Raw genomic sequence first — 22,941 nt, 5'->3', positions numbered from 1 at the left:
AAATCAGAATCAGCATCTCTTTTTTGATTTATCCATATGATTTTTATGAATATTTCAATTTTGTAAAAATATCGATGGTTTTTACGTGTCATGGTTTGGGGCGGTTCTTTCTCGCAAAAGCGTTACCCGAATCAGCTCCCTTTGAGTAGAAAACGAATGCGCTGTGTTGTTGTCGCAACAGCAGTGTGTGATTTTGGTGCAGTGCGTACCCGGCTCGCCTGAACCTGGAGCAATGCTCTGGTTGGTCACCATGGTGAGGCCAGGGTTGTTTCATTTTCATGTACCTGAAGCAGGCAATTGTCAGGCGGCGTTTCAATGCATGAATTCATGGTTGGCGGTTGTGTGACATTAGCGAGCGTCAAATCGGTGCGCTCACCGTTATGCCGGAATCATTCTGGTGCGCATGGCGGCGGGCACGTGAAGCGCCGTGCGAACCCTAGTATCCTGCGGACCTCGCAGCACCCTGTTACCGACAGGGCAGGTACATTCACCTGGCAGTCAGGAGTTTTTTATCGTGTTCGTTCTGGATTCTCGTCTTCAACAAGACACCTTGCCCATTGGCGACTTTCCGCTGTGCCGGTTACTGCTCTCCAATGACAGTCATTACCCGTGGTTCATTCTGGTACCGCGTCGGGCTGATATCACTGAGGTGTTTCAGTTGAGTGCTGCAGATCAGTTGCAGCTATGGCAGGAGACCAGTGTTCTGGCCAAGGTGCTGAAAGAGCTGTTCGATGCGGATAAAATCAACATTGCTGCCTTGGGTAATGTGGTCAGTCAGTTGCACATGCACGTAATTGTGCGCAATCGTGACGATGCGGCCTGGCCTGCGCCCGTCTGGGGCAAGCATGCTGCAGTCGCTTACACCGACGAGCAGTTCTCGGCAATCTGCCGGCAGCTCAGGCCGGTATTGACGAATGATTTTCGATTTGAGGAGGAGCAGTCATGAGTCTTGAAGAGCGAGTCATGGAGCTGGAAAGCCGTATGGCCTTTCAGGACGATACGATTCAGGCACTCAATGATGTGCTGGTAAAGCAGCGGCGCGAGTTTGATCATCTGCAGCAGCAGATGGCAGCAATGATCAAGCGTCAGGAGGAGATGGGCAGTCAGTTCGATACCTTCGAGGAAGAAGCGCCGCCACCTCACTATTGATCTGTTGCCATAAAAAAACCGCGACTTCCGTTGGAAGGTCGCGGTTTTTTGTTGCCCGAAAAAAATCAGCGGCGGGGCAGGGCTGCAATAACGTCTTCGGCCTGCAGGCCTTTGTCGCGGTTCATCACGGAAAACTCGACGCGTTGGCCTTCGACCAGTACGCGATGGCCTTCACCGCGAATGGCACGAAAATGCACAAAAATATCGTCGCCGGAATCCCGGGAGATAAAGCCGAAGCCCTTGGAGGTGTTGAACCACTTTACGGTGCCAGTATCACGATTTCCCATGTCGTGGTTTTGAGGTGCGGAGGATGGAGTGTAAGACCTGTAAAAGCTGACGCCCAGGTGCAAGGCGACGGCCACGATGGCAATGCTAAGGCTAACCAGAATTGCCGGTTGGCCTGCGATGCCGGGCAGAGGAACGAGCAAGGTCAGCGTTTGTACGATTACCGCAATGACAAGCAGGGCACTGACCAGATTTTGCAGATTATGACGTGGGCCTCGATTCCAGTAAGGGATTACCGGAGCGAGTATCAGGTTAAGCAGCCCGAGAAATGCCAGGCAGATTGCGTCAGGGTTTTGCAGGTAGAGAGAGACCGCTTCACTACGCAGGCTAGGTATGAAAGAGAGCAACAGGGCTGCTGCTCCCGTTACCAGATGGACGATTTTCAACATTTTAAAAAGCTCACATGCAAGAAGGATTACAAGAAATAGCTGGTAACGCCCGGTACGCTTCTGAACAAGATGAGGCGTGATGCACGGGCGCAGGGCCAGCCTATGCGCCAACGCTGAATGGCAACTCGTTGGCGACACGACGTGTATTTAACAGCAAAGCCTGATGCTACTCAAATCAGCAATCAATAACGGCTCTCCTGCTTGCCCTGCCTGGATAGCCTGTGCCGCTACAGGGGTTGAAGCAGAGCGTTCAGGCTGGTTTTGCTAATGAGCATTGAGGGTGCGCAGGGATTTTCTGTCCGTGGCGCCTGTTGTGATGCGTCACAAAGCACCCAGGTATGTCCATGAATCGTTGCCGGCTTGTGGCATCGACCCAACGGAAAGCTGCGCCATTCGGGTTCTCTTGATAGAGTAGTGGTCTTTACTGCTTTTCAATCCTCACTAAAAGGGCATGAAACATGGCAATCGATATTGGTATCAGTGAAGAGGATCGCAAGTCGATCGTGGACGGTCTGTCGCATCTGCTGTCGGATACTTATGTGCTTTATCTCAAGACTCACAACTTTCACTGGAATGTCAGCGGGCCGATGTTTCGCACGCTGCATTTAATGTTTGAAGAACAGTATAACGAACTGGCACTGGCGGTTGACTCTATCGCTGAGCGTATTCGTGCGTTGGGCTTCCCTGCTCCTGGCACTTATTCGACGTATGCTCGCCTGTCTTCCATCAAGGAAGAAGAGGGCGTGCCAAGTGCCGAAGACATGATCAAAAGTCTGGTTCAGGGTCAAGAGGCCGTTGTCCGTACTGCGCGTAGTATCTTTCCTCTTCTGGACAAGGTCAGCGACGAGCCGACGGCTGATCTGTTGACGCAGCGTATGCAGGTTCATGAGAAAACTGCCTGGATGTTGCGCTCGATGCTTGAGTCGAAATAACGACCGGGGCGAGTGACGCCAAGCGCCACTCGCCTGTTCTTCATATGTTGCCTTGCAGGCAGCGCCTGATCTTCGCCTTTTTGGCCTCCGCTGCTTGAGCGCTCAGGCACAAGAAGGCCTGGTCGTCGCTCGTCGTCACGCATATCATCCAGCCATATTCCTTGCTCCTCTTCATTATGCCTTCAGGGTTAAACGATATTCCGCTGATTTCTGTAGCCATCTCCTACAGTGATAAAGTATCAGAGCGGCTGGATATAAAATCTCGAATCATGTTTTATGCATCAGGGTATTTATTTGTTTTTGAATATTTCTTTTAATGTTTAAAGTTTATGATTCGAAGGTGATCGTTATGATGTTACGAAGTGCTGAGCGAGAGCTTAAGTTTTTACATCGGGAGGTGGAAATACGCCATGACCCCTTTGTCGAAGATTTCAACATGACCCTGGCGCAGCCTCATTCCAAATCCGTTCGGCTAAATGGTCTGGCCACCTGCCTGCGCCTGGAGAACGTGTATTGGAACATTCTGTCAGGCATTGCAAGTTCCAATGAGTGTTCTGTTAATGCGGTATTGTCCTACATTGATCGAGAGGTTCACTTACGTCATGGAGGTGTAAAAAACTTCAGCGGTCTCATTCGCGTTGTCTGTGTTGCGCATCTGTTGAAGGATGCTCACGTGGAAAATACCCACGTCTAGAGTGGTCTTTATCCTCATTCCTGCAGGCCCGCTTCGGCGTGCCTGCGTTTCTCCCGTAGCGCGACTGTGCTGGGGGCGGTCACGAACTTATCCGGCCGTGATAGGTTCGTTCGGCTGCACGGTGCCAATTAACTCTATATAATCCTCCGTCTTGCTAGCGGGCGTGACTCTGCGTGGGCCAGGGCTGGCTTTAGTCTTGTGCCGGTGCCGTGTACCACTGAGCGCAAGCCAGGAGCGAAAGCGCCACCGAATTCGAATTACGAGAAGTGAAAACACCATCATGATGCGCAGCCATTATTGCGGCCAACTGAACGAGAGTCTGGAAGGCCAGGAAATTACCCTTTGCGGATGGGTCCACCGTCGTCGTGACCACGGAGGCGTTATCTTCCTCGATATCCGCGACCGTGAAGGCATGGCCCAAGTCGTGTTCGACCCTGATCGTGCCGACAGCTTCGCCGCCGCTGACCGCGTGCGTAGCGAGTACGTGGTCAAGGTCGTGGGCAAGGTTCGTGCTCGTCCGGCAGGTGCCGTGAACGCGAACATGGCGTCGGGTGCCATCGAGGTTCTGGGTTACGAACTCGAAGTGCTGAACGAGTCCGAGACTCCGCCATTCCCACTGAATGAATATTCCGACGTCGGCGAAGAAACACGCCTGCGTTATCGCTTTATCGACCTGCGCCGTCCGGAAATGGCCGAGAAGCTGCGTCTGCGTTCGCGCATCACCACCAGCATCCGCCGCTATCTGGATGACAACGGCTTTCTCGACGTCGAGACGCCGATCCTGACCCGCGCCACACCGGAAGGTGCTCGCGACTATCTGGTCCCAAGTCGCACACACCCGGGCAGCTTTTTCGCCCTGCCGCAATCGCCTCAGTTGTTCAAGCAATTGCTGATGGTGGCTGGCTTTGACCGCTACTATCAGATCGCCAAGTGCTTCCGCGACGAAGACCTGCGTGCCGACCGTCAGCCGGAATTCACCCAGATCGACATCGAGACCAGTTTCCTCAATGAAGAGGACATCATCGGTCTGACCGAGAAGATGGTTCGTCAGCTGTTCAAGGAAGTTCTGGACCTGGAGTTCGGTGATTTCCCGCACATGACCTTCGAAGAGGCCATGCGCCGCTACGGCTCCGACAAGCCGGACCTGCGTAACCCGCTGGAACTGGTGGATGTTGCCGATCAGCTCACCGGCGTCGAGTTCAAGGTGTTCAGCGGTCCGGCCAACGACCCCAAAGGGCGTGTTGCCGCACTGCGTGTGCCGGGCGCTGCCAGCATGGCGCGCAGCCAGATCGACGACTACACCAAATTCGTCAGCATCTATGGTGCCAAAGGCCTGGCCTACATCAAGGTCAACGAACGCGCGAAGGGGCCGGAAGGCTTGCAGTCGCCGATCGTCAAGTTCATCCCGGAAGACAACCTGAACGTCATCCTTGATCGCGTGGGTGCGGTCGATGGCGACATCGTTTTCTTCGGAGCGGACAAGTTCAAGATCGTCAGCGAGGCCCTTGGCGCGCTGCGCATCAAGATCGGTAACGACCTCAAGCTGCATACGTGCGAGTGGGCACCGATGTGGGTTGTCGACTTCCCGATGTTCGAAGAAAACGACGACGGCAGCTTCACCGCGTTGCACCACCCCTTCACGGCACCCAAGTGCACGCCTGAAGAGCTGGAAGCCAACCCGGCGACGGCGCTGTCGCGTGCCTACGACATGGTGCTCAACGGTACCGAGCTGGGCGGCGGTTCGATTCGTATCCACCGCAAGGAAATGCAACAGGCGGTCTTCCGTCTGTTGGGTATCGCCGAAGACGAGCAGCAGGAGAAGTTCGGCTTCCTGCTCGACGCCTTGAAATACGGCGCTCCGCCGCACGGTGGTCTGGCGTTTGGTCTGGACCGTCTGGTGATGCTGATGACCGGCGCGCAATCGATTCGTGAAGTGATTGCGTTCCCGAAAACCCAGAGCGCCGCCGACGTCATGACCCAGGCGCCTGGCGTTGTCGATGCCAAAGCGTTGCGCGAACTGCATATCCGTCTGCGCGAGCAGCCAAAGGCCGAGTGATACCGGGCAGGGCGTATCGTCGATACGCCCTGTATCTGCCCTTATTGAGTGAAGCTTTTTGCCTCGTTGTTCAGGGCGAAAGGTGAAGGTGTTTCAAAAAGAATCTGGAGCGAAAAATGGCAGGTCATTCTAAGTGGGCGAACATCAAGCACCGCAAAGAGCGTCAGGATGCCAAGAAAGGCAAGATTTTCACCAAGTGGATTCGTGAGCTAACCGTTGCTGCGCGTCAGGGCGGCGGCGATCCTGGTTCCAACCCGCGTCTACGTCTGGCGCTGGACAAGGCGCTTGGTGCAAACATGACCCGTGACACCATTGATCGTGCGGTCGCGCGAGGCGTGGGCGCGTCCGACGGTGACGATGTCGAGGAGCTGGGTTACGAGGGCTACGGCCCGGGCGGTGTGGCAATCATGGTCGAAACCATGACTGACAACCGTAATCGCACCGCCGCTGCCGTTCGCCATGCGTTCACCAAGTGTGGCGGCAACCTCGGTACTGACGGCTCTGTGGCTTACCTGTTCGATCGCAAGGGCCAGATTTCCTTTGCTGCCGGCGTCGATGAGGATTCCCTGATCGAGGCTGCCATGGAAGCTGACGCCGATGATGTCGTGACCAACGACGATGGCTCGATCGATGTGTTTACGTCGTTCTCCGGGTTCTATGCCGTGCGTAACGCTCTTGAGGCCGCAGGTTTCAAGGCTTCCGACGCAGAAATCGTCATGTTGCCGACAACCAGTGCAGTGCTTGATCTGGAGACCGCCGAGAAGGTCCTCAAGCTGATCGACATGCTTGAAGACCTGGATGACGTGCAGAACGTCTATTCAAACGCGGAAATTCCGGACGACGTCATGGAACAACTGGGCTGATCGCCGACAGGTAATACCGAGTCAGAAGCCGGGGGAGCGAAGCTGTGAGCATCACGCAGCTATCGGCCTCCGGCTTCTGCCTTTATGCTGCACCTATTGTTTTGCGTCACCTTCTCAAGCTGCAGGCGTTATGACTCTTATTCTTGGTATCGACCCCGGTTCGCGAATTACCGGCTATGGCGTGGTACGTGACACCGGGCGTGGTTGTGTCTACGTCGCTTCCGGGTGCATTCGTACCGGCAGTGGTGAATTGCACGAGCGTTTGCAGATCGTCTATCGCGGGGTGCGGGAGGTCATCAAGACCTACGGACCGGTGACGATGGGCATCGAAAAGGTTTTCATGGCGCGCAACGCCGATTCGGCCCTGAAACTGGGGCAGGCCAGGGGCGCGGCCATTGTGGCGGGTGCCGAGGAGGCGCTGGAAATTGCCGAGTACACTGCCACTCAGGTCAAGCAGGCAGTAGCAGGGACTGGCGGTGCCAACAAAGAGCAGGTGATGATGATGGTCATGCATTTGCTCAAACTGACCCAGAAGCCTCAGATTGACGCCTCCGACGCGCTGGCTATCGCGCTGTGTCATGCGCACACGCGCTCCAGCCTGATTCCTCACGGGTTGAGTACCGCGCGCAGCCGCGGCGGCCGTTTGCGTCTGTGACTGAATCACGAGGACCTGTGTCTTTACGATGACTGTGTTCAATTTCTTCTTCGCGCAAGCGACAGGCAACACGAAAGGATCTGAAACGTGATTGGACGTTTACGCGGCTCTCTCGCCGAAAAACAGCCTCCGCATCTGGTGTTGGATGTCAATGGTGTCGGCTATGAGCTGGAAGTGCCGATGACGACGCTGTATCGGTTGCCGCACGTCGGCGAAACAGTGACATTGCACACCCATCTGGTGGTCCGCGAGGACGCGCATCTGCTGTATGGCTTCTATGAAAAACGCGAGCGCGAGCTGTTCCGTGAATTGATCCGGCTGAACGGGGTCGGCCCCAAGCTGGCGCTGGCGTTGATGTCCGGCCTGGAAGTCGATGAGCTGGTGCGTTGCGTTCAGGCGCAGGACACATCGGCGCTGACTCGTATTCCCGGTGTAGGCAAGAAAACCGCCGAGCGTCTGCTGGTCGAGCTCAAGGATCGGTTCAAGGCCTGGGAGTCCTTGCCAGGCACCTTTACGCTGGTTTCCAATGGTCCGAATCAGGCCGAGCCTGTGGCATCGGCCGAATCCGATGCAGTCAGCGCGCTTATTTCACTGGGTTACAAACCGCAGGAGGCGAGCAAGGCTGTCTCCGCCATCAAGGAAAAAGATTTGAGCAGTGCGGATCTGATTCGCCGTGCGTTGAAGGGGATGGGTTAAGTGATAGACGCCGACCGTCTGATAACCGCCGCTGGCGGCCGTGATCGTGATGAACAGATGGACCGTGCGATTCGGCCACTGAGCCTTGCGGACTACATCGGCCAGCCGACCGTACGCGAGCAGATGGAACTGTTCATCCAGGCTGCCCGTGGCCGCAATGAGGCGCTGGATCACACATTGATCTTTGGGCCGCCCGGTCTGGGCAAGACCACGCTGGCCAATATTATCGCTCAGGAAATGGGTGTCTCGATCAAGAGTACCTCCGGGCCGGTGCTTGAGCGGCCCGGTGATCTGGCCGCAATCCTGACCAACCTTGAACCCAACGATGTGTTGTTCATCGATGAGATCCATCGTTTGTCGCCGATTGTCGAAGAAGTGTTGTATCCGGCAATGGAAGACTTCCAGCTCGACATCATGATCGGTGAGGGTCCCGCCGCGCGCTCTATCAAACTTGATCTGCCACCGTTCACGCTGGTCGGTGCGACTACGCGCGCGGGCATGCTGACCAACCCATTACGCGATCGTTTCGGGATCGTTCAGCGGCTCGAGTTTTATAATATTGCCGACCTGTCGACGATCGTGTCGCGCTCGGCGGGTATTCTGGGGCTGGTCATCGAGCCGCAAGGCGCTTTCGAGATTGCCAGGCGCGCCCGTGGTACGCCACGGATCGCCAACCGTTTGTTGCGTCGGGTACGGGATTTCGCCGAGGTGCGCGGCAATGGGCAGATCACCCGGCAGACCGCCGACAAGGCCCTGAACCTGCTGGACGTCGACGAGCATGGCTTCGATCATCAGGACCGGCGTCTGCTGCTGACCATGATCGAGAAGTTCGATGGCGGGCCTGTCGGTGTCGATAGCCTGGCGGCGGCCATCAGCGAGGAGCGTCACACAATCGAGGACGTGCTCGAGCCCTATTTGATCCAGCAAGGCTATATCATGCGCACGCCGCGCGGACGTGTGGTCACCCGTCATGCGTATCTGCATTTCGGGCTGAATATCCCCTCCAGGATGGGGGAGATGCCGGTGGCGGACGATGTGGTCGATGATCCGGCGGATTTATAGCAATGCTTTGCAATTTATTTGCGGTCGGCGTGGTCACATTGCCAGTCCTGCCGCCGATACCGGTAATAAGTGGCAAAACGTTGAAAAACAGTTGCCTGACCCGATTGGCAACCTGAGGAGTAAGCTCTAGAGTATGCGCGCGCAAAACGGGGTTCAGTCGTTCGCACATCGCTGTCGCGTTTATTACGAGGACACCGATGCCGGCGGCATCGTCTACTACGTCAATTATCTGAAATTCATGGAGCGGGCTCGTACCGAGCGGCTGCGGGAATTGGGCTTTGCCCAATCCGAACTGGCGCAGGAAAACCTTTTATTTGTCGTGCACTCCAGTGACGCGCGTTATCACAAGCCCGCGCGGCTGGATGACGAGTTGCTTGTCAGTGCAGAAGTAACCGAATTGAACCGTGTCAGCCTGCGCTTTCAACAGCAGATCAGGCGGGCGTCGGATGCAACGCTGCTCTGTGAAGGGCAGTTCCTGGTGGCGTGTGTACGCGCCGATAGTTTTAAACCCCGGGCCATTCCCGAAGCTCTGCGAGCGGCCTTTGCCGACCAGGGCGGCGCGGGCATACATTCAGAGCAGGAGATAAAGCGTGGAAGCTAACGTCGTCGACCATTCCTCCATGTGGAGTTTGGTCAGCAATGCCAGCATTGTTGTTCAGTTGGTAATGCTGATTCTGGTGGCTGCTTCGGTCACTTCGTGGATCGTGATTTTTCAGCGCAGCAATATGCTGCGCGCAGGTCGTCGTGCACTGGACAGCTTTGAAGAGCGTTTCTGGTCGGGTATCGATCTGTCCAAGCTGTACCGTCAGGCGGGCAGCAATCCCGATCCGGACTCTGGCGTAGAGCAGATCTTTCGTGCCGGTTTCAAGGAATTCTCCCGCCTGCGTCAGCAGTCCGGTGTCGATCCCGATGCGGTCATGGAAGGTGTGGCGCGCGCCATGCGTGTGGCTATTTCCCGCGAGGAAGAAAAGCTCGAAGCAGGTCTGCCGTATCTGGCGACCGTGGGTTCCACCAGCCCGTACGTCGGTCTGTTCGGTACTGTCTGGGGGATCATGAACTCCTTCCGCGGTCTGGCGACTGCCCAGCAGGCAACGCTGGCCACCGTGGCACCGGGTATTGCCGAGGCACTGATTGCAACGGCCATCGGCCTGTTCGCAGCCATCCCGGCCGTTATTGCCTACAACCGTTTCGCCGCGCGCAGTGAGACCTTGATCAGCCGTTACTACACGTTCGCTGACGAGTTCCAGGCCATCCTGCACCGTAAAGTGCACACCAGCGAAGAGTGAGCAGGTAATTCCCCATGGCTTTAATCGCTCGAGATCGTCGCAGAAAACGCAAGCCGGTCGCCGAAATGAACGTAGTGCCCTACATCGACGTGATGCTGGTGTTGCTCGTGATTTTCATGGTGACGGCTCCCATGATCAACCAGGGCGTGAAAGTCGACTTGCCCAAGGTCTCCAGCGAGGCTTTGCCGCAAGACAACAACAATCAGGTCCTGACCATTTCGATCAAGGCTGACAAGACCTATTACTGGAACCTTGGCAGCGAAGTCGATACCGACAAACAGATGGACAAGGCAATGACCCTGCCGCAGCTGACTGCCGCAGTGACCAAGATCGTCGCTGCCGGGCGTGACGCAGGCAAGCAGACGCAGGTTTTCATTCGTGGTGACAAGACCGTCGATTACGGCTCGGTCATGGGCACGATGGGCGGGCTGCAGAAGGCTGGGGTCGGGAATGTTGGCTTGATTACCGAGGCACCCTGATGCAGCCGATTCGAGAGCCGTCCGCCTCGGAAAGCTACTTCTGGCCCAGTGTCTGGGCCGTGGCATTGCATATTCTGATTTTCGGCATGCTGTTCGTCAGTTTTGCCATGACTCCGGATTTGCCCGAAGCCAAGCCTATCGTTCAGGCAACGCTCTATCAGCTCAAGTCCAAGAGCCAGGCCACTACCCAGACCAACCAGAAAATTGCCGGTGAGGCGAAGAAAACCGCTGCGCGACAAACTGAAGTCGAACAGCTGGAGCAGAAAAAGATCGAGCAGCTCAAACAGGAAGCTGTAAAAGCTGCGGAACAAAAGAAAGAAGAGTCGGCTCAAAAAGCCGAAGAGCAGAAAGCCGCCGACGAAGCCAAAAAGGCCGAACAGAAAGCAGAGGAGGCCAAAAAGGCTGACGATGCCAAGAAAGCCGATGAAGCCAAGAAGGTTGCCGACGCCAAAAAGCTTGAAGAGAAGCAGCAGGCGGATATAGCCAAGAAAAAGGCCGAAGAAGAGGCGAAGAAAAAAGCCGAAGAAGACGCCAAGAAAGCTGCTGCCGAGGAAGCCAAGAAACAGGCTGCTGATGAGGCCAAGAAAAAGGCCGCAGAAGACGCCAAGAAAAAGGCTGCCGAGGACGCGAAGAAAAAAGCCGCTGCAGATTCCGCCAAGAAGGCGCAGGAAGCAGCTCGTAAATCCGCTGAAGACAAGAAGGCGCAGGCACTGGCCGATTTGCTGTCCGATAAACCGGAACGGCAACAGGCTTTGGCTGACGAGCGGGGCGATGAAACGGCTGGCAGTTTCGATGACCTGATTCGTGTCAGGGCTTCCGAAGGCTGGAGTCGTCCACCATCGGCACGTAACAACATGTCGGTAACGTTGCAGATCGGCATGTTGCCGGACGGTACGATTGCTTCAGTATCGATTGCCAAGTCCAGTGGTGACGGGCCGTTCGACAGCTCTGCGGTTGCTGCGGTGAAGAACATTGGACGTTTGACAGAAATGCAGGGTCTGAAGCCGGCTGACTTCGCTCCCTATCGTTCATTCAAGATGACATTCACACCTGGAGATCTAGCCTTGTGATCAACCTTTTTCGAGGACTGCTGGTCGTTCTCTGTTTCGCATCCGCAATGGTGTCGGCAGAAGAAAAGAACATTCTGGTCACCAGCGGCAGTGACCGTGCAGCACCGATTGCTGTTGTGCCATTCGGATGGCAGGGCGGTAACGTACTGCCGGAAGACATGGCGGAAATCGTCAGCAACGATCTGCGCAATTCCGGCTACTACGCGCCGATCCCGAAGCAGAACATGATCAGCTTGCCGACCCAGGCCAGCGAAGTCATTTTCCGTGACTGGAAAGCGCTGGGTGCCCAGTACGTCATGGTCGGCAACATCACGCCTGCTGGCGGACGTTTGCAGATCCAGTACGCGCTGTTCAACGTGGCCACCGAGCAACAGGTTCTGACCGGTAACGTGTCGGGTACCAACGATCAACTGCGGGACATGGCGCATTACATTGCCGACCAGTCGTTCGAGAAGCTCACCGGTATCAAGGGTGCGTTTTCTACCCGCATGCTCTATGTGACCGCCGAACGTTTCTCCGAGAACAACACGCGTTACACCCTGCAGCGTTCGGATTACGACGGTGCTCGCGCAGTAACCCTGCTGCAATCGCGTGAGCCAATCCTGTCGCCACGGTTCGCGCCGGACGGCAAGCGTATTGCCTATGTATCGTTCGAACAGAAGCGCCCGCGCATTTTCGTTCAACACATCGATACCGGTCGCCGTGAGCAGATCACCAATTTTGAAGGCCTGAATGGCGCGCCTGCATGGTCGCCGGATGGCAGCAAGCTGGCATTCGTTCTGTCCAAGGATGGTAACCCGGAGATCTACGTGATCAATCTGGCTTCGCGCCAATTGAGCCGCGTTACCAATGATTCTTCGATTGATACTGAACCTTTCTTCGGAAAGGACGGGTCTACGCTATACTTCACGTCGGACCGTGGCGGCAAGCCACAGATCTACAAGACAAACATTAATGGCGGCGGTGCCGAACGTGTAACGTTCGTGGGTAACTACAACGCCAACCCGAAATTGTCAGCGGATGAAAAGACGCTGGTAATGATTCACCGGCAGGACGGCTTCACTAATTTCAAGGTGGCAGTGCAGGATTTGGCCCGCGGTAGCGTAAAAATCCTCACAGATAGCAACCTTGATGAGTCGCCTACTGTTGCGCCCAACGGCACCATGGTAATCTACGCCACCCGCCAGCAGGGCCGGGGAGTCTTGATGCTCGTGTCCATTAATGGACGCGTAAGGCTCCCGCTTCCTACCGCTCAAGGCGAAGTCAGAGAACCTTCCTGGTCCCCTTACCTGAACTGACGCGGCGCTACACGATTTGCTTAACACACTGGGGTTCATTAGGAGTTTCAAGATGGAAATGCTGAAGTTTGGTAAATTTGCTGCGCTGGCTCTGGCCATGGCTGTAGCTGTAGGTTGCTCTTCCAAAGGCGGCGACAATGCCGGTGCAGGCGGTGCTGTTGATCCTAACGCTGGTTACGGCGCCAACACTGGTGCAGTTGACGGCTCCCTGAGCGAAGAAGCTGCTCTGCGCGCAATCACTACCTTCTACTTCGAATACGACAGTTCGGACCTGAAGCCAGAAGCCATGCGCTCCCTGGACGTGCACGCGAAAGACCTGAAAGCTAACGGCGCTCGCGTTGTTCTGGAAGGTAACACCGACGAACGTGGTACTCGCGAGTACAACATGGCACTGGGCGAGCGTCGTGCGAAAGCCGTTCAACGCTACCTGGTTCTGCAAGGTGTTTCCCCAGCTCAGCTGGAACTGGTTTCCTACGGCGAAGAGCGTCCAGTTGCTACCGGCAACGACGAGCAGTCCTGGGCTCAAAACCGTCGCGTCGAACTGCGTAAGTAATTTGACATGCGAACGTGCCGACGTGCTCTAACCGTTTTGGCCCTCGCCCTTCCGCTTTCAGCGTTGGGTGCGGCACCTGTGGTCGATAACAATTCTGGCTCTGGCAGCAGCAGTTATCCGCCAGCGGGTTATGGCACGTCCGGCGCCTATGCCGGGGGAGGGGTTACGGCCCCTGCCTCGGCACAAGGTCAGCTGTTCATGCAATTGCAGCAAATGCAGGACGAAATCGCGCGTTTGCGCGGTGTTGTCGAGGTCCAGCAGAATGATATCCAGCGCATGAAGCAGGAAGCTCTGGAGCGTTATCAGGAACTCGATCAACGCATAGCCAGTGGCGCAAGTGGCGCAGCCGCTCCGGCTACCAATAATTCTCAACCTGCTGGTGGCGCTATCGACGCTAGTGGGACGCCTTCGGCCTCAGCGGCTCAGCAGGCACCGGCAGCAGGCACCGAGCCTCCTGACCCGGCGAAGGAAAAGCTTTATTACGAAGCAGCCTTCGATTTGATCAAGGCAAAGGACTTCGACAAGGCCAGTCAGGCCTTTACCGCTTTCCTGCGCAAATACCCGAACAGCTCGTACGCGGGCAATGCCCAATACTGGCTGGGTGAAGTGAATCTGGCCAAAGGCGACCTTCAGGGTGCAGGTCAGGCGTTCGCCAAGGTCAGTCAGCAGTATCCGAAGCATGCCAAGGTGCCTGACTCCCTGTACAAGCTGGCTGACGTCGAGCGTCGTCTCGGTCACACCGACAAGGTAAAAGGCATATTGCAGCAGGTGGTCGCCCAGTATCCTGGCACCTCGGCTGCACAATTGGCGCAACGAGATCTTCAGCGTCTTTGATGTTCTGACCCGCTGATCAAGAAAGCCGCGCTAGTCGCGGCTTTTTTCGTTAGAATCTCGCACCCGAAATTCCGGTACACCCTACGCTTTTCCGGATTCTGCGATTGCAGGGTCCTTTGAAGTGCCTGACGGAGGCGGACGGCCTGTTTAGCTGTTACGCCCGTGGCTGATATGCAAGAGACATTACGCATCACCGAAATCTTTCACTCCTTGCAGGGTGAAACCCGTACGGCTGGCCTGCCTACCGTATTTGTCCGCCTGACCGGCTGCCCATTGCGCTGCCAGTATTGTGACAGCGCCTACGCATTCAGCGGTGGGACTATCCAGACGCTGGATGACATCGTTGGGCAAGTGGCGGCCTATCGTCCTCGCTATGTCTGTGTGACCGGCGGTGAGCCGCTCGCTCAGCCCAATGCCATCCCGTTGCTCAAGCGTCTTTGCGATGCGGGCTATGAGGTGTCACTGGAGACCAGCGGCGCGCTGGATATCTCGGCAGTCGATCCTCGTGTAAGTCGCGTTGTAGACCTCAAGACCCCCGGGTCAAAGGAAGTCTCGCGTAACCGATACGAGAACATCGAGCTGCTGACGAGCAACGACCAGGTAAAATTCGTGATTTGCTCGCGCGAGGATTACGACTGGGCTGTCTCCAAGCTGATTCAGTACGGTCTTGAACGTCGTGCGGGCGAGGTCCTGTTCTCGGCCAGTCACCACGAGCTTAAAGGCCGTGATCTGGCGGACTGGATTGTTGCCGACAATCTACCGGTACGCTTGCAGATGCAGTTGCATAAAATTCTTTGGGATGACGAGCCGGGGCGCTGACATGAGTGAATTGACCAATACCGAAAAAAGAGCCGTGATCCTGCTGTCCGGTGGCCTGGATTCCGCAACCGTGGTCGCCATGGCCCGCGCAGAAGGTTACGCCTGTTACACCATGAGCTTCGACTACGGCCAGCGTCATCGCGCCGAGCTGGATGCGGCAGCGCGCGTTGCCCGCGATCTGGGTGCAGTCGAGCACAAGGTCATTGGCCTGAACCTCAACGGCATTGGTGGCTCGGCATTGACCGATAGCTCCATCGCCGTGCCGGAGTCGCCCTCTGAGGGCATTCCGGTGACCTACGTACCGGCACGCAACACGGTGTTCCTGTCGCTGGCGCTGGGCTGGGCAGAGGTGCTGGGTGCACGGGATATCTTCATCGGCGTCAATGCCGTGGACTATTCGGGCTATCCCGACTGCCGTCCCGAGTTTGTCGAGTCGTTCGAGCGCATGGCCAATCTCGCGACCAAGGCTGGTGTGGAAGGGCAGGGGTTCACAATCAGAGCGCCGCTGCAGAACCTGAGCAAGTCGGACATCGTCAAGGCAGGCGCTGCTTTGGGGGTCGATTACTCACTGACGGTTTCCTGCTATCAGGCTGATGACCAGGGCCGAGCCTGTGGCAAATGCGACAGCTGTCGCCTGCGCGCCGAGGGCTTCACAGCCGCAGGTATGGCAGACCCGACACGTTATTTTTAAAGTTTTTTGAAAAAAGTGTTGAATTACTGATAAAAATCAGTAATATACGCGCCACACAACAGAGGGTCGTTAGCTCAGTTGGTAGAGCAGTTGGCTTTTAACCAATTGGTCGTAGGTTCGAATCCCACACGACCCACCATTTCGAAAATCTGGAAGGCCCATGAAAATGCGGATTTCCAGATTTTTTTTTGCATTGCGGATTGTGGTGCCTGGATTGCTGCTTTGAGCGTCCTGTGCTCGATTGGTGCTGTGATCTGTAAGCGGTTGGAAAGCCTTTCCAAGGCGTCCCCTCGACAATTTTGTTTCAATTCATCTGATCTCCAGTCACACCAGCATTTTGTCGGCTATGGCTCGCCGCAATCCTGGGCGAATAAAGGTGCGCTCAGCGAAGAGGCATCCATGCCAGTTGGTGCCAACACCCTTATCCCGTTAATTCCGCACTCACGGATCCGTGCCGACGGTGGCAGATGACTGCCATCCCTGCTGCGGCCTTAATATCAAGGCCGCGTAGAAGGCAGCTCCACTGAAAGCACCTCCGTAAAAAATGCTTGTGAAGAAGTCGGGACCGCCTTCGGCTGGGAGGTGTTGGTGTCTACGCCAGCTTCAACAGTGGCAAAGACGGCCTATAGCGTTAAGGCAAGTGCCGGTCCTCTCAGATAAATCCAGGTTTAAATAAAGTTCAATAAACCGGATACATGGTCGATACAAATATTTGACGCCATAATGGTGGCGTTCTAGTATTGCCTGCCTTTTTGATGTCGATCTGCCACTTCTGGGATGTGCTGTGTATTTCAGTAGCTCGGAACTGCAATGCTTTCGGTTGCCGTCATGGCCATTTCTCTGCTTGTGGCTACTGCGCTGGGTGATATGCCCTGCTTGAAAGATCTTGAAAATGACCTTCGCGTGCTCCCAGCAACGTCATGATGTGACCGAGCGCGAAGCGCCGATCTATTTTCGTATGGACTTCTTTCTTTAGTCAGACCGCTTTCAACTTCCCGCTCTGAGGTCGTTTACATGGACGTTCACCAACTGGCTCTGCTTGCTCGCCAGCCTTCTGCCTTGCTGATCGAGCGCCAGTCCTTTTGGGGAATGCCCAAACGCGGCCTCGCGCTGATTCTGGCCAATGCCCTGTTCTGGCAGCCGCTGCTGGTTCAGGCCGAAGGCATCGTGGTCAGTGGGCCGAATACCAGCCTGAGCCAAGCCGGTAATGGCGTGCCCATCGTCAACATTGCCACGCCCAATGCCACCGGCCTGTCGCACAACCAGTTCCAGCAGTACAACGTCGACAGTCAGGGCGTCATCCTCAACAACTCGACGAACCAGACCCAGAGCACTCAACTGGGCGGAATTATCGTTGGCAACTCCAACCTGCGCGGCACGGCCGCTACCACCATTCTTAACGAAGTAGTCGGGGCCAACGCCAGCCAACTCAGGGGCTACACGGAAGTGGCCGGGCAAGCGGCGCGGGTCATTGTCGCCAACCCGTATGGCATCAGTTGCAACGGCTGCGGTTTCATCAATACCCCGCAGGTCACGCTGACCACCGGTAAACCGGTGCTGGATGCCAATGGGCAATTGCAGCGTTTCAATGTGCAGGGCGGCAGCATATCCATCGATGGCGTGGGGCTGAACGCAGACAACGTCGACCAGTTCGACATCATCACCCGCAGCGCGAAGATCAATGCCGAGCTGCACGCCAAGCGCCTCAACATCATTGCCGGTCGTAACGATGTCGATGCGCAGACCCTCAATCCCACGGCCCTGCCTGACGACGGCAGTGCCAAACCGGAACTGGCCGTTGACAGCTCGGCGCTGGGCGGTATGTATGCCGGCGCGATCCGTCTGGTGGGCACCGAGGCGGGTGTGGGCGTCAGGCTGGCTGGCGATCTGGCGGCCAGTGGCGGCGATATCCAGATTGATGCCAACGGCCATTTGAGCATGACGCAGACCGCAGCAAGCGGCGCTGTCACGGCCAGGGCCAGCAGTACCGAAGTCAACGGCCCGGTCTATGCGGGGTCGTCATTGACCATGAGCACCGCGGGCGATCTCACCACTCGGCAGAACGTCGCCGCACGCGATGCGCTGAGCCTTTCCGCAGGCGGACAACTCAACAACTCGGCGGTGATCGAGGCGGGCGTCAATGCCGATAACAGCCGCAATGGTTCGGGTGATGTAACGCTGTCTGCCAACGGGTTGACCAACAGCGGCAGCATCACCGCCAGTCGCGCCTTGCAGGCCACCATTACCCAGACCCTGAACAACCAGGGTGCCACACTGAACGGGCAGTCCAGCACACGCATCGTGGCCACAGCCGTCGACAATCGTCAGTCAGGCCGAATTCTGAGCCAGGGCGGCACTGTCGATATCAACGCGTCTCAGGTGCTCAACAGCCAGAGCGGGCTGATCAGCAGCAATGGCACTATGACCATCACTGCGGGGTCGCTGGACAACAGCCAGCAAGGCAAGCTGTTCAGCAGCAGCGCTTTGTCCGCCCGTATTTCCGGGCCGTTGCTCAACCAGTTGGGACTTATCAGCGCCAATGGCGATCTGCTGCTCAACGCGGCAAGCGTGGACAACCGCAACGCGGAAATCTCCAGCCTCGGCAGCCTGACCTCGACGGTGGGGCAGTTCAACAACAGCGAAAAAGGTCGCCTGCTGGCCAACGGCGCGTTGCAGTTGACGTCCGACCACCTGAATAACCAGAACGGCTCGGTGGCAGGGCAGCAGGGCGTACAGCTGAACCTGGGGCAACTGACCAATATCGGCACCGGCAGCGTTTACGGCAAAAACAGTCTGAACCTGGCCGTTAGCGGCGCGTTGAACAATGACCAGGGCACACTGCGCAGCGACGGCACCCTGGATATGCGTGCGGCGTCCCTGAGCAATAACACCGGCAGCGTGACCAGTGCCAGCACGGCGTCAGTCAGCACGAGCGGTGCGGTGGTCAACCGCGGCGGGCAGATCCTAAGCGATTCAACGCTGACACTGACCAGCGCCAGCCTGGACAACAGCCAGAGTGGTCGCATTGCCGGTAACGGTCTGGCACTCACCACCGGTACCTTCGATAACCATCAGGACGGTCGCCTGACCAGTACCGGCGCACTCCAGTTGAATGCAGGGCTGGTCAACAACAGCGATGCCGGTCGCATTGCCAGCGCCATGGCGCTGACTGCCGTAGTCACCGGCCTGAATCAGACCAACGACGGTCGTCTGTATGGCAACAGCGATGTCAGCCTCGACCTGAGCAACGGCCTGTTGACTAACCAGGGCGGCCTGATCAATGCGCCGGGTCAGTTGCTGCTGAAAAACCTGAGCGTCGTGAACAACCAAGGCGGTGAAATCTCCAGTGCCAACGGTTTCACGCTGGCGGCCACTTCGCTGGACAACACCGAGGGTTCGCTGCTCAGCGATAAAGCGCTCGTTGTGCGCATCAATCAGTTGCTGACCAACCTGCGCGGCAAGATTTCCGCCAATGGCCTCAATCTGAGTGCTGCAACGCTGGACAACCGCACCGCGGAAATTTCTAGTCTGAGCACCCTGACTGCCGACATCGGCCAGTTCGACAACAGCGCGAAAGGGCGTCTGCTGGCCAACGGCACAATGCTGCTGACAGCCGATAACCTGAATAACCAGAACGGCGTGGTTTCCGGACAGCAGGGCGTTCAGCTAAATCTGGGACAGCTGAACAACTCCGGCGCTGGCAGTGTTTATGCGAAAAACACACTGGGTCTGACGCTGACCGGTGCATTGAATAACGATCAGGGCGTACTGCGCAGTGACGGCACGCTGGACCTGAAAGCAGCTTCTCTGGCCAACACCGGCGGTCGGATCACCAGCGCCGGTGCTGCCACGCTGAAAGTTGATGCAGCGGTCGTCAACCAAGGCGGGCAGATCATCAGCGATGCGGGTCTGACGCTTTCCAGCGGCAGCCTTGATAACAGCCAGAGTGGTCGCATTGCCGGTAATGGGGTGGTGCTTACCACTGGCGCTTTCGACAACCATCAGGACGGCCGCCTGACCAGTACCGGGACGCTTGAGCTCAACGCCGGGCTGGTCAACAACAGTGACGCGGGTCGTATCGCCAGTGCCATGGCGCTGACCGCCGTAGTAACAGGTCTGGACCAGACCAACGATGGCCGGTTGTACGGCAACGGTGATGTCAGCCTCGACCTGAGCAACGGCGTCCTGACCAACCAAGGCGGCCTGATCAACGCGCCGGGGCGGTTGCTGCTGAAAAACCTCACGGCGGTCAACAACCAGAGCGGTGAAATCTCCAGTACCAATGGTTTCACGCTGGCCGCTACCACGCTGGATAACACCGAAGGTTCGGTGATCAGCGACAAAGCCTTGATCGTGCGTGTCGCCCAGTTGCTGACCAACCTGCGCGGCCTGATTTCTGCCACCGGTGTCGAGCTGAGTGCCGCGACGCTGGACAACCGCAACGCGGAGCTCTCCAGCCTTGGAGAGCTGACCGCAACCGTCGGCCAGTTCGATAACAGCGGCAAGGGCCGTTTACTGGCCAATGGTGCGTTGCTGCTCAATGCCGACAGCCTGAACAACCAGAGCGCTGGTGCCGTTTCCGGCCAGCAGAGCGTGCAGTTGAACGTCGGGCAACTGATCAACACGGTCGGTGGCAGCGTCTACGCCAAAAACAGTCTGGGTCTGAAAGACACGGGCCTCCTCAACAACGATCAAGGGACATTGCGCAGCGATGGCACGCTGGTGTTGAGCGCCGCTTCTCTGGGCAATACTGCCGGCAGCGTCACCAGCTCCGGGGCCTCGTCCCTGACGGTCGATGGTTCGGTCGTGAACCGAGGCGGGCAGATTCTCGGCGATTCAACGCTGGTGCTCACCAGCGCCAGCCTGGACAACAGCCAGAACGGGCGTATCGCCGGCAAGGGCGTGAAGCTTGTCACCAGTGCCTTTGACAACCAGCAAGGCGGCCGCCTGACCAGTACCGGAACCCTCCAGCTCGATGCCGGGCTGGTCAATAACAGTGACGCGGGTCGTATCGCCAGCGCCATGGCCCTGACTGCCGTGGTCACCGGTCTGAATCAGACCAACGACGGCCGTCTGTACAGCAACAGCGATGTCAGCCTCGATTTAAACAATGGCGTGCTGAACAACGACGGCGGTCTGATTACCGCGCCGGGCCAGTTGCTGCTGAAAAATCTCAATGCAGTCAGCAACCGCAGCGGTGAAATTTCCAGCGCCAACGGCTTCACCCTGACCGCTACGTCGCTGGACAACACCGCGGGCTCGGTGCTCAGCGACAAAGCGCTGATCGTGCGTGTCGACCAGTTGCTGACCAACCTGCGCGGTCTGGTGTCTGGCAACGGCATCGATCTGACAGCCAATGAGCTGAATAACAACAGCGGCAGCCTGAGCAGCGATGCCGACCTGCTGGTAAACGTCACTGGCCAGCTGTCGAGCCGCAGCGGCGAGCTGACCAGCGCCGGTAACACGACCCTGAATGCGCTGAGCCTCGACAACGCCGCTGGCCAGGTCATGGCTGACCGGTTCCTGAAACTGGTGATCACTGAAACCATCGACAATCAGGCCGGAACGCTGGGCGCAGGGCAGGGTATCGACATCGGTGCTGCGAGTCTGGACAACCGCCAGTCCGGTGCACTGGTCACAGATGGCCAACTGACTCTGAAACTGACCGGCGCACTGGACAATCGCGCGGGTGGCAGCCTGCAAGCCAAGGGCTTGATGGACCTGTCGAGCAAGACGCTGGACAACCGCGGCGGCCGTATTGCCGCGCAGAACCTGCTGATCGTGCATAGCGACAGCGTGGACAACCGTGGCGGTTCGATTCGTGCCGAGAAAGGCCTGCAGCTGTTCGTCGATGCCCTCGACAATAGCCAGACCGGCCTGAGCGCCAGTCAAAAGGGCCTGATCAACAGCAATGCCGGTCTTGAACTGGTCGGCACGCATCTGGATAACCAGAACGGTCTGCTCAACGCCGCTGGCCTGATGCAGTTGCAGGTCGACAGCGCTCTCAACGGCAGTGGTCGTATCGCCAGTCAGGCAGACATGGTCGCCAATATCGCCAATCTGACCCAGCAGGGTGGCGAACTGGTTGCGCAGGGCAATCTGACCCTGACCGGCAAAACCCTCGACAACCAGGCAGGCGGCCTGGTGGGCTCTACAAAAGCGCTGAAAATCGATGTTACCGATATCGACAACAAGGCCGGTGAACTGTCCAGCCAGATCGGTGTGGACATCATTGGTCAGACGCTCGACAACAGCAACGGCGGCAAGGTCCTGGCAGGCACTGCACTTGGGCTGACCGTGGCGCGCGTGATCAACCTGAATAAAGGCCTGTTGTTCGGTAACACCCTGCGTCTCGACGGTGCACGCCTGGATAACGCAGGCGGTACGCTGGCGAGTCAGAAGGACATGAGCATTGATGTGTCCGGTGCGCTGGACAACAGCGGTGGTCTGCTCAGCAGCGAAGCGGGGTTGACGGTCAATGCCGCTTCGTTGCAAAACGCAGCAGGCAGCCTGTCCAGTGCCGATGCCTTGAGCGTCACCACCACCGGCGCTCTGGAGAACCAGGCGGGCTCCGTTACTACCGACGCAACGCTGACACTGACCAGCGCCAGCCTGGACAACAGTCAGGCGGGCAAACTGGCTGGCAAGGGCGCCACGCGGGTCACCACGGGCAACTTCGACAACAGCCAGGGTGGTCGCCTGACCAGCAGCGATACCCTGCAGTTGACGGCCGGTAAAGTCATCAACCAGAGCGCCGGACGTATTGCCAGTGCGCTGACATTGACGGCCAGCGTCACCAGCCTCGATCAGCAAGGTGGTGAGCTGTTCAGCAACACCTCGCTGAGCCTCGACCTGAACAACGGCCAGTTGAACAACCAGGGCGGTTTGATCAACGCCCCCGACGTGTTGCTGCTGAAGAATCTTAATGGCGTGGCCAACCAGAACGGCGAAATCTCCAGCGCAAAGGCCTTTACCCTGAACGCCGACAGTCTCGATAACAGTGGCGGCAAACTGCTCAGCAGTCAGGCTCTGACGCTGATCGTCAACAAGGCGCTGAGCAACGTCAAAGGTACGATTTCCGCTGCCGCCCTCAACACTCGCAGCGACAGCCTGGACAACACCGAAGGCTT

The 22,941-nt window shown here is 57.2% G+C and carries 20 protein-coding genes and 1 tRNA gene; 20 read left to right on the top strand and 1 reads right to left on the bottom strand.

Annotation, left to right across the window (positions count from 1 at the left end; all coding sequences use genetic code 11):
• The first annotated feature begins 514 nt into the window (after nucleotides 1–514).
• On the top strand, nucleotides 515–946 hold the full coding sequence (locus RYC17_RS09930; protein ID WP_004657909.1) for an HIT family protein: 432 nt from the start codon (nucleotides 515–517) through the stop codon (nucleotides 944–946).
• Nucleotides 943–1,149: a SlyX family protein gene (locus tag RYC17_RS09925; RefSeq protein ID WP_002554665.1), complete on the top strand. Its 207-nt coding sequence runs from the start codon at nucleotides 943–945 to the stop codon at nucleotides 1,147–1,149. The genes RYC17_RS09930 and RYC17_RS09925 overlap by 4 nt, the downstream gene beginning before the upstream one ends.
• Nucleotides 1,150–1,214: 65 nt before the next feature.
• Here RYC17_RS09925 and RYC17_RS09920 read toward each other — a convergent pair whose 3' ends face one another.
• The gene (locus RYC17_RS09920) at nucleotides 1,215–1,823 is read right to left on the bottom strand and encodes a cold-shock protein (RefSeq protein WP_002554664.1); all 609 of its coding nucleotides are present in this window, start codon (nucleotides 1,821–1,823) and stop codon (nucleotides 1,215–1,217) included.
• 458 nt (nucleotides 1,824–2,281) lie between these two features.
• Between RYC17_RS09920 and RYC17_RS09915 the strand changes: the two genes are divergently transcribed.
• From RYC17_RS09915 to RYC17_RS09830, 18 genes are all read left to right on the top strand, one after another.
• Nucleotides 2,282–2,755: a Dps family protein gene (locus RYC17_RS09915; protein WP_003314356.1), complete on the top strand. Its 474-nt coding sequence runs from the start codon at nucleotides 2,282–2,284 to the stop codon at nucleotides 2,753–2,755.
• A 349-nt stretch (nucleotides 2,756–3,104) separates the two neighbouring features.
• On the top strand, nucleotides 3,105–3,449 hold the full coding sequence (locus RYC17_RS09910; protein WP_005746541.1) for a ribbon-helix-helix domain-containing protein: 345 nt from the start codon (nucleotides 3,105–3,107) through the stop codon (nucleotides 3,447–3,449).
• 280 nt (nucleotides 3,450–3,729) lie between these two features.
• Entirely contained in the window at nucleotides 3,730–5,505 is a 1,776-nt protein-coding gene (gene aspS, locus RYC17_RS09905; protein ID WP_002554661.1) for an aspartate--tRNA ligase, read from the top strand.
• A gap of 116 nt (nucleotides 5,506–5,621) precedes the next feature.
• Nucleotides 5,622–6,368 (top strand): YebC/PmpR family DNA-binding transcriptional regulator, encoded by a 747-nt coding sequence (locus RYC17_RS09900; RefSeq protein ID WP_005733344.1) that lies wholly within the window; start codon nucleotides 5,622–5,624, stop codon nucleotides 6,366–6,368.
• Between the two features lie 130 nt (nucleotides 6,369–6,498).
• A complete protein-coding gene (gene ruvC / locus RYC17_RS09895; RefSeq protein ID WP_004657902.1) occupies nucleotides 6,499–7,023 on the top strand; it encodes a crossover junction endodeoxyribonuclease RuvC in 525 nt (174 codons plus the stop codon).
• A gap of 87 nt (nucleotides 7,024–7,110) precedes the next feature.
• Nucleotides 7,111–7,719: a Holliday junction branch migration protein RuvA gene (ruvA, locus tag RYC17_RS09890; RefSeq protein ID WP_004657901.1), complete on the top strand. Its 609-nt coding sequence runs from the start codon at nucleotides 7,111–7,113 to the stop codon at nucleotides 7,717–7,719.
• Nucleotides 7,720–8,781, top strand: a complete 1,062-nt coding sequence (gene ruvB / locus RYC17_RS09885) for a Holliday junction branch migration DNA helicase RuvB (RefSeq protein ID WP_002554657.1) — start codon at nucleotides 7,720–7,722, stop codon at nucleotides 8,779–8,781.
• A gap of 133 nt (nucleotides 8,782–8,914) precedes the next feature.
• Nucleotides 8,915–9,382 carry a tol-pal system-associated acyl-CoA thioesterase gene (gene ybgC, locus RYC17_RS09880; protein ID WP_005733346.1) on the top strand — a complete coding sequence of 156 codons (468 nt, stop codon included), beginning with the start codon at nucleotides 8,915–8,917 and terminating at the stop codon, nucleotides 9,380–9,382.
• Entirely contained in the window at nucleotides 9,372–10,067 is a 696-nt protein-coding gene (tolQ, locus tag RYC17_RS09875; protein WP_002554655.1) for a protein TolQ, read from the top strand. Before ybgC ends, tolQ begins: the two co-directional genes overlap by 11 nt.
• Before the next feature lie 14 nt (nucleotides 10,068–10,081).
• Nucleotides 10,082–10,546 carry a protein TolR gene (tolR, locus tag RYC17_RS09870; protein WP_002554654.1) on the top strand — a complete coding sequence of 155 codons (465 nt, stop codon included), beginning with the start codon at nucleotides 10,082–10,084 and terminating at the stop codon, nucleotides 10,544–10,546.
• Nucleotides 10,546–11,616 (top strand): cell envelope integrity protein TolA, encoded by a 1,071-nt coding sequence (gene tolA, locus RYC17_RS09865; RefSeq protein WP_058399679.1) that lies wholly within the window; start codon nucleotides 10,546–10,548, stop codon nucleotides 11,614–11,616. The genes tolR and tolA overlap by 1 nt, the downstream gene beginning before the upstream one ends.
• Nucleotides 11,617–11,663: 47 nt before the next feature.
• Complete coding sequence (tolB, locus tag RYC17_RS09860) at nucleotides 11,664–12,914, top strand: Tol-Pal system beta propeller repeat protein TolB (RefSeq protein ID WP_216597196.1); 1,251 nt, start codon at nucleotides 11,664–11,666, stop codon at nucleotides 12,912–12,914.
• Nucleotides 12,915–12,966: 52 nt separating this feature from the next.
• On the top strand, nucleotides 12,967–13,467 hold the full coding sequence (gene pal / locus RYC17_RS09855) for a peptidoglycan-associated lipoprotein Pal (protein ID WP_002554651.1): 501 nt from the start codon (nucleotides 12,967–12,969) through the stop codon (nucleotides 13,465–13,467).
• A 6-nt stretch (nucleotides 13,468–13,473) separates the two neighbouring features.
• Nucleotides 13,474–14,301: a tol-pal system protein YbgF gene (gene ybgF / locus RYC17_RS09850; protein ID WP_080394846.1), complete on the top strand. Its 828-nt coding sequence runs from the start codon at nucleotides 13,474–13,476 to the stop codon at nucleotides 14,299–14,301.
• Nucleotides 14,302–14,472: 171 nt separating this feature from the next.
• Nucleotides 14,473–15,120: a 7-carboxy-7-deazaguanine synthase QueE gene (queE, locus tag RYC17_RS09845; protein ID WP_057402405.1), complete on the top strand. Its 648-nt coding sequence runs from the start codon at nucleotides 14,473–14,475 to the stop codon at nucleotides 15,118–15,120.
• Nucleotide 15,121: 1 nt separating this feature from the next.
• A complete protein-coding gene (gene queC, locus RYC17_RS09840; protein ID WP_057402404.1) occupies nucleotides 15,122–15,811 on the top strand; it encodes a 7-cyano-7-deazaguanine synthase QueC in 690 nt (229 codons plus the stop codon).
• Nucleotides 15,812–15,874: 63 nt separating this feature from the next.
• Nucleotides 15,875–15,950: transfer RNA gene (locus RYC17_RS09835), tRNA-Lys, on the top strand.
• A gap of 875 nt (nucleotides 15,951–16,825) precedes the next feature.
• Nucleotides 16,826–22,941: filamentous hemagglutinin N-terminal domain-containing protein (locus RYC17_RS09830; protein ID WP_316902904.1), on the top strand; the 6,116-nt coding region annotated here is incomplete at its 3' end.

The organism is Pseudomonas syringae group sp. J248-6, from assembly GCF_032586995.1.
Lineage (GTDB): Bacteria > Pseudomonadota > Gammaproteobacteria > Pseudomonadales > Pseudomonadaceae > Aquipseudomonas > Aquipseudomonas amygdali.
Note: the sequence above shows the minus strand (reverse complement) of the source record. Positions and strands in the feature narration are given on the sequence as shown.

Excerpts from the sequence above, each read along its gene's own strand:
- ruvC (WP_004657902.1), top strand. The coding sequence starts at position 6,499 with ATGACTCTTATTCTTGGTATCGACCCCGGTTCGCGAATTACCGGCTAT.
- RYC17_RS09915 (WP_003314356.1), top strand. The coding sequence starts at position 2,282 with ATGGCAATCGATATTGGTATCAGTGAAGAGGATCGCAAGTCGATCGTG.
- queC (WP_057402404.1), top strand. The coding sequence starts at position 15,122 with ATGAGTGAATTGACCAATACCGAAAAAAGAGCCGTGATCCTGCTGTCC.
- queE (WP_057402405.1), top strand. The coding sequence starts at position 14,473 with ATGCAAGAGACATTACGCATCACCGAAATCTTTCACTCCTTGCAGGGT.
- ybgC (WP_005733346.1), top strand. The coding sequence starts at position 8,915 with ATGCGCGCGCAAAACGGGGTTCAGTCGTTCGCACATCGCTGTCGCGTT.
- tolA (WP_058399679.1), top strand. The coding sequence starts at position 10,546 with ATGCAGCCGATTCGAGAGCCGTCCGCCTCGGAAAGCTACTTCTGGCCC.
- RYC17_RS09925 (WP_002554665.1), top strand. The coding sequence starts at position 943 with ATGAGTCTTGAAGAGCGAGTCATGGAGCTGGAAAGCCGTATGGCCTTT.
- RYC17_RS09910 (WP_005746541.1), top strand. The coding sequence starts at position 3,105 with ATGATGTTACGAAGTGCTGAGCGAGAGCTTAAGTTTTTACATCGGGAG.
- tolB (WP_216597196.1), top strand. The coding sequence starts at position 11,664 with ATGGTGTCGGCAGAAGAAAAGAACATTCTGGTCACCAGCGGCAGTGAC.
- tolR (WP_002554654.1), top strand. The coding sequence starts at position 10,082 with ATGGCTTTAATCGCTCGAGATCGTCGCAGAAAACGCAAGCCGGTCGCC.
- RYC17_RS09920 (WP_002554664.1), bottom strand. The coding sequence starts at position 1,823 with ATGTTGAAAATCGTCCATCTGGTAACGGGAGCAGCAGCCCTGTTGCTC.
- RYC17_RS09900 (WP_005733344.1), top strand. The coding sequence starts at position 5,622 with ATGGCAGGTCATTCTAAGTGGGCGAACATCAAGCACCGCAAAGAGCGT.
- ybgF (WP_080394846.1), top strand. The coding sequence starts at position 13,474 with ATGCGAACGTGCCGACGTGCTCTAACCGTTTTGGCCCTCGCCCTTCCG.
- pal (WP_002554651.1), top strand. The coding sequence starts at position 12,967 with ATGGAAATGCTGAAGTTTGGTAAATTTGCTGCGCTGGCTCTGGCCATG.
- aspS (WP_002554661.1), top strand. The coding sequence starts at position 3,730 with ATGATGCGCAGCCATTATTGCGGCCAACTGAACGAGAGTCTGGAAGGC.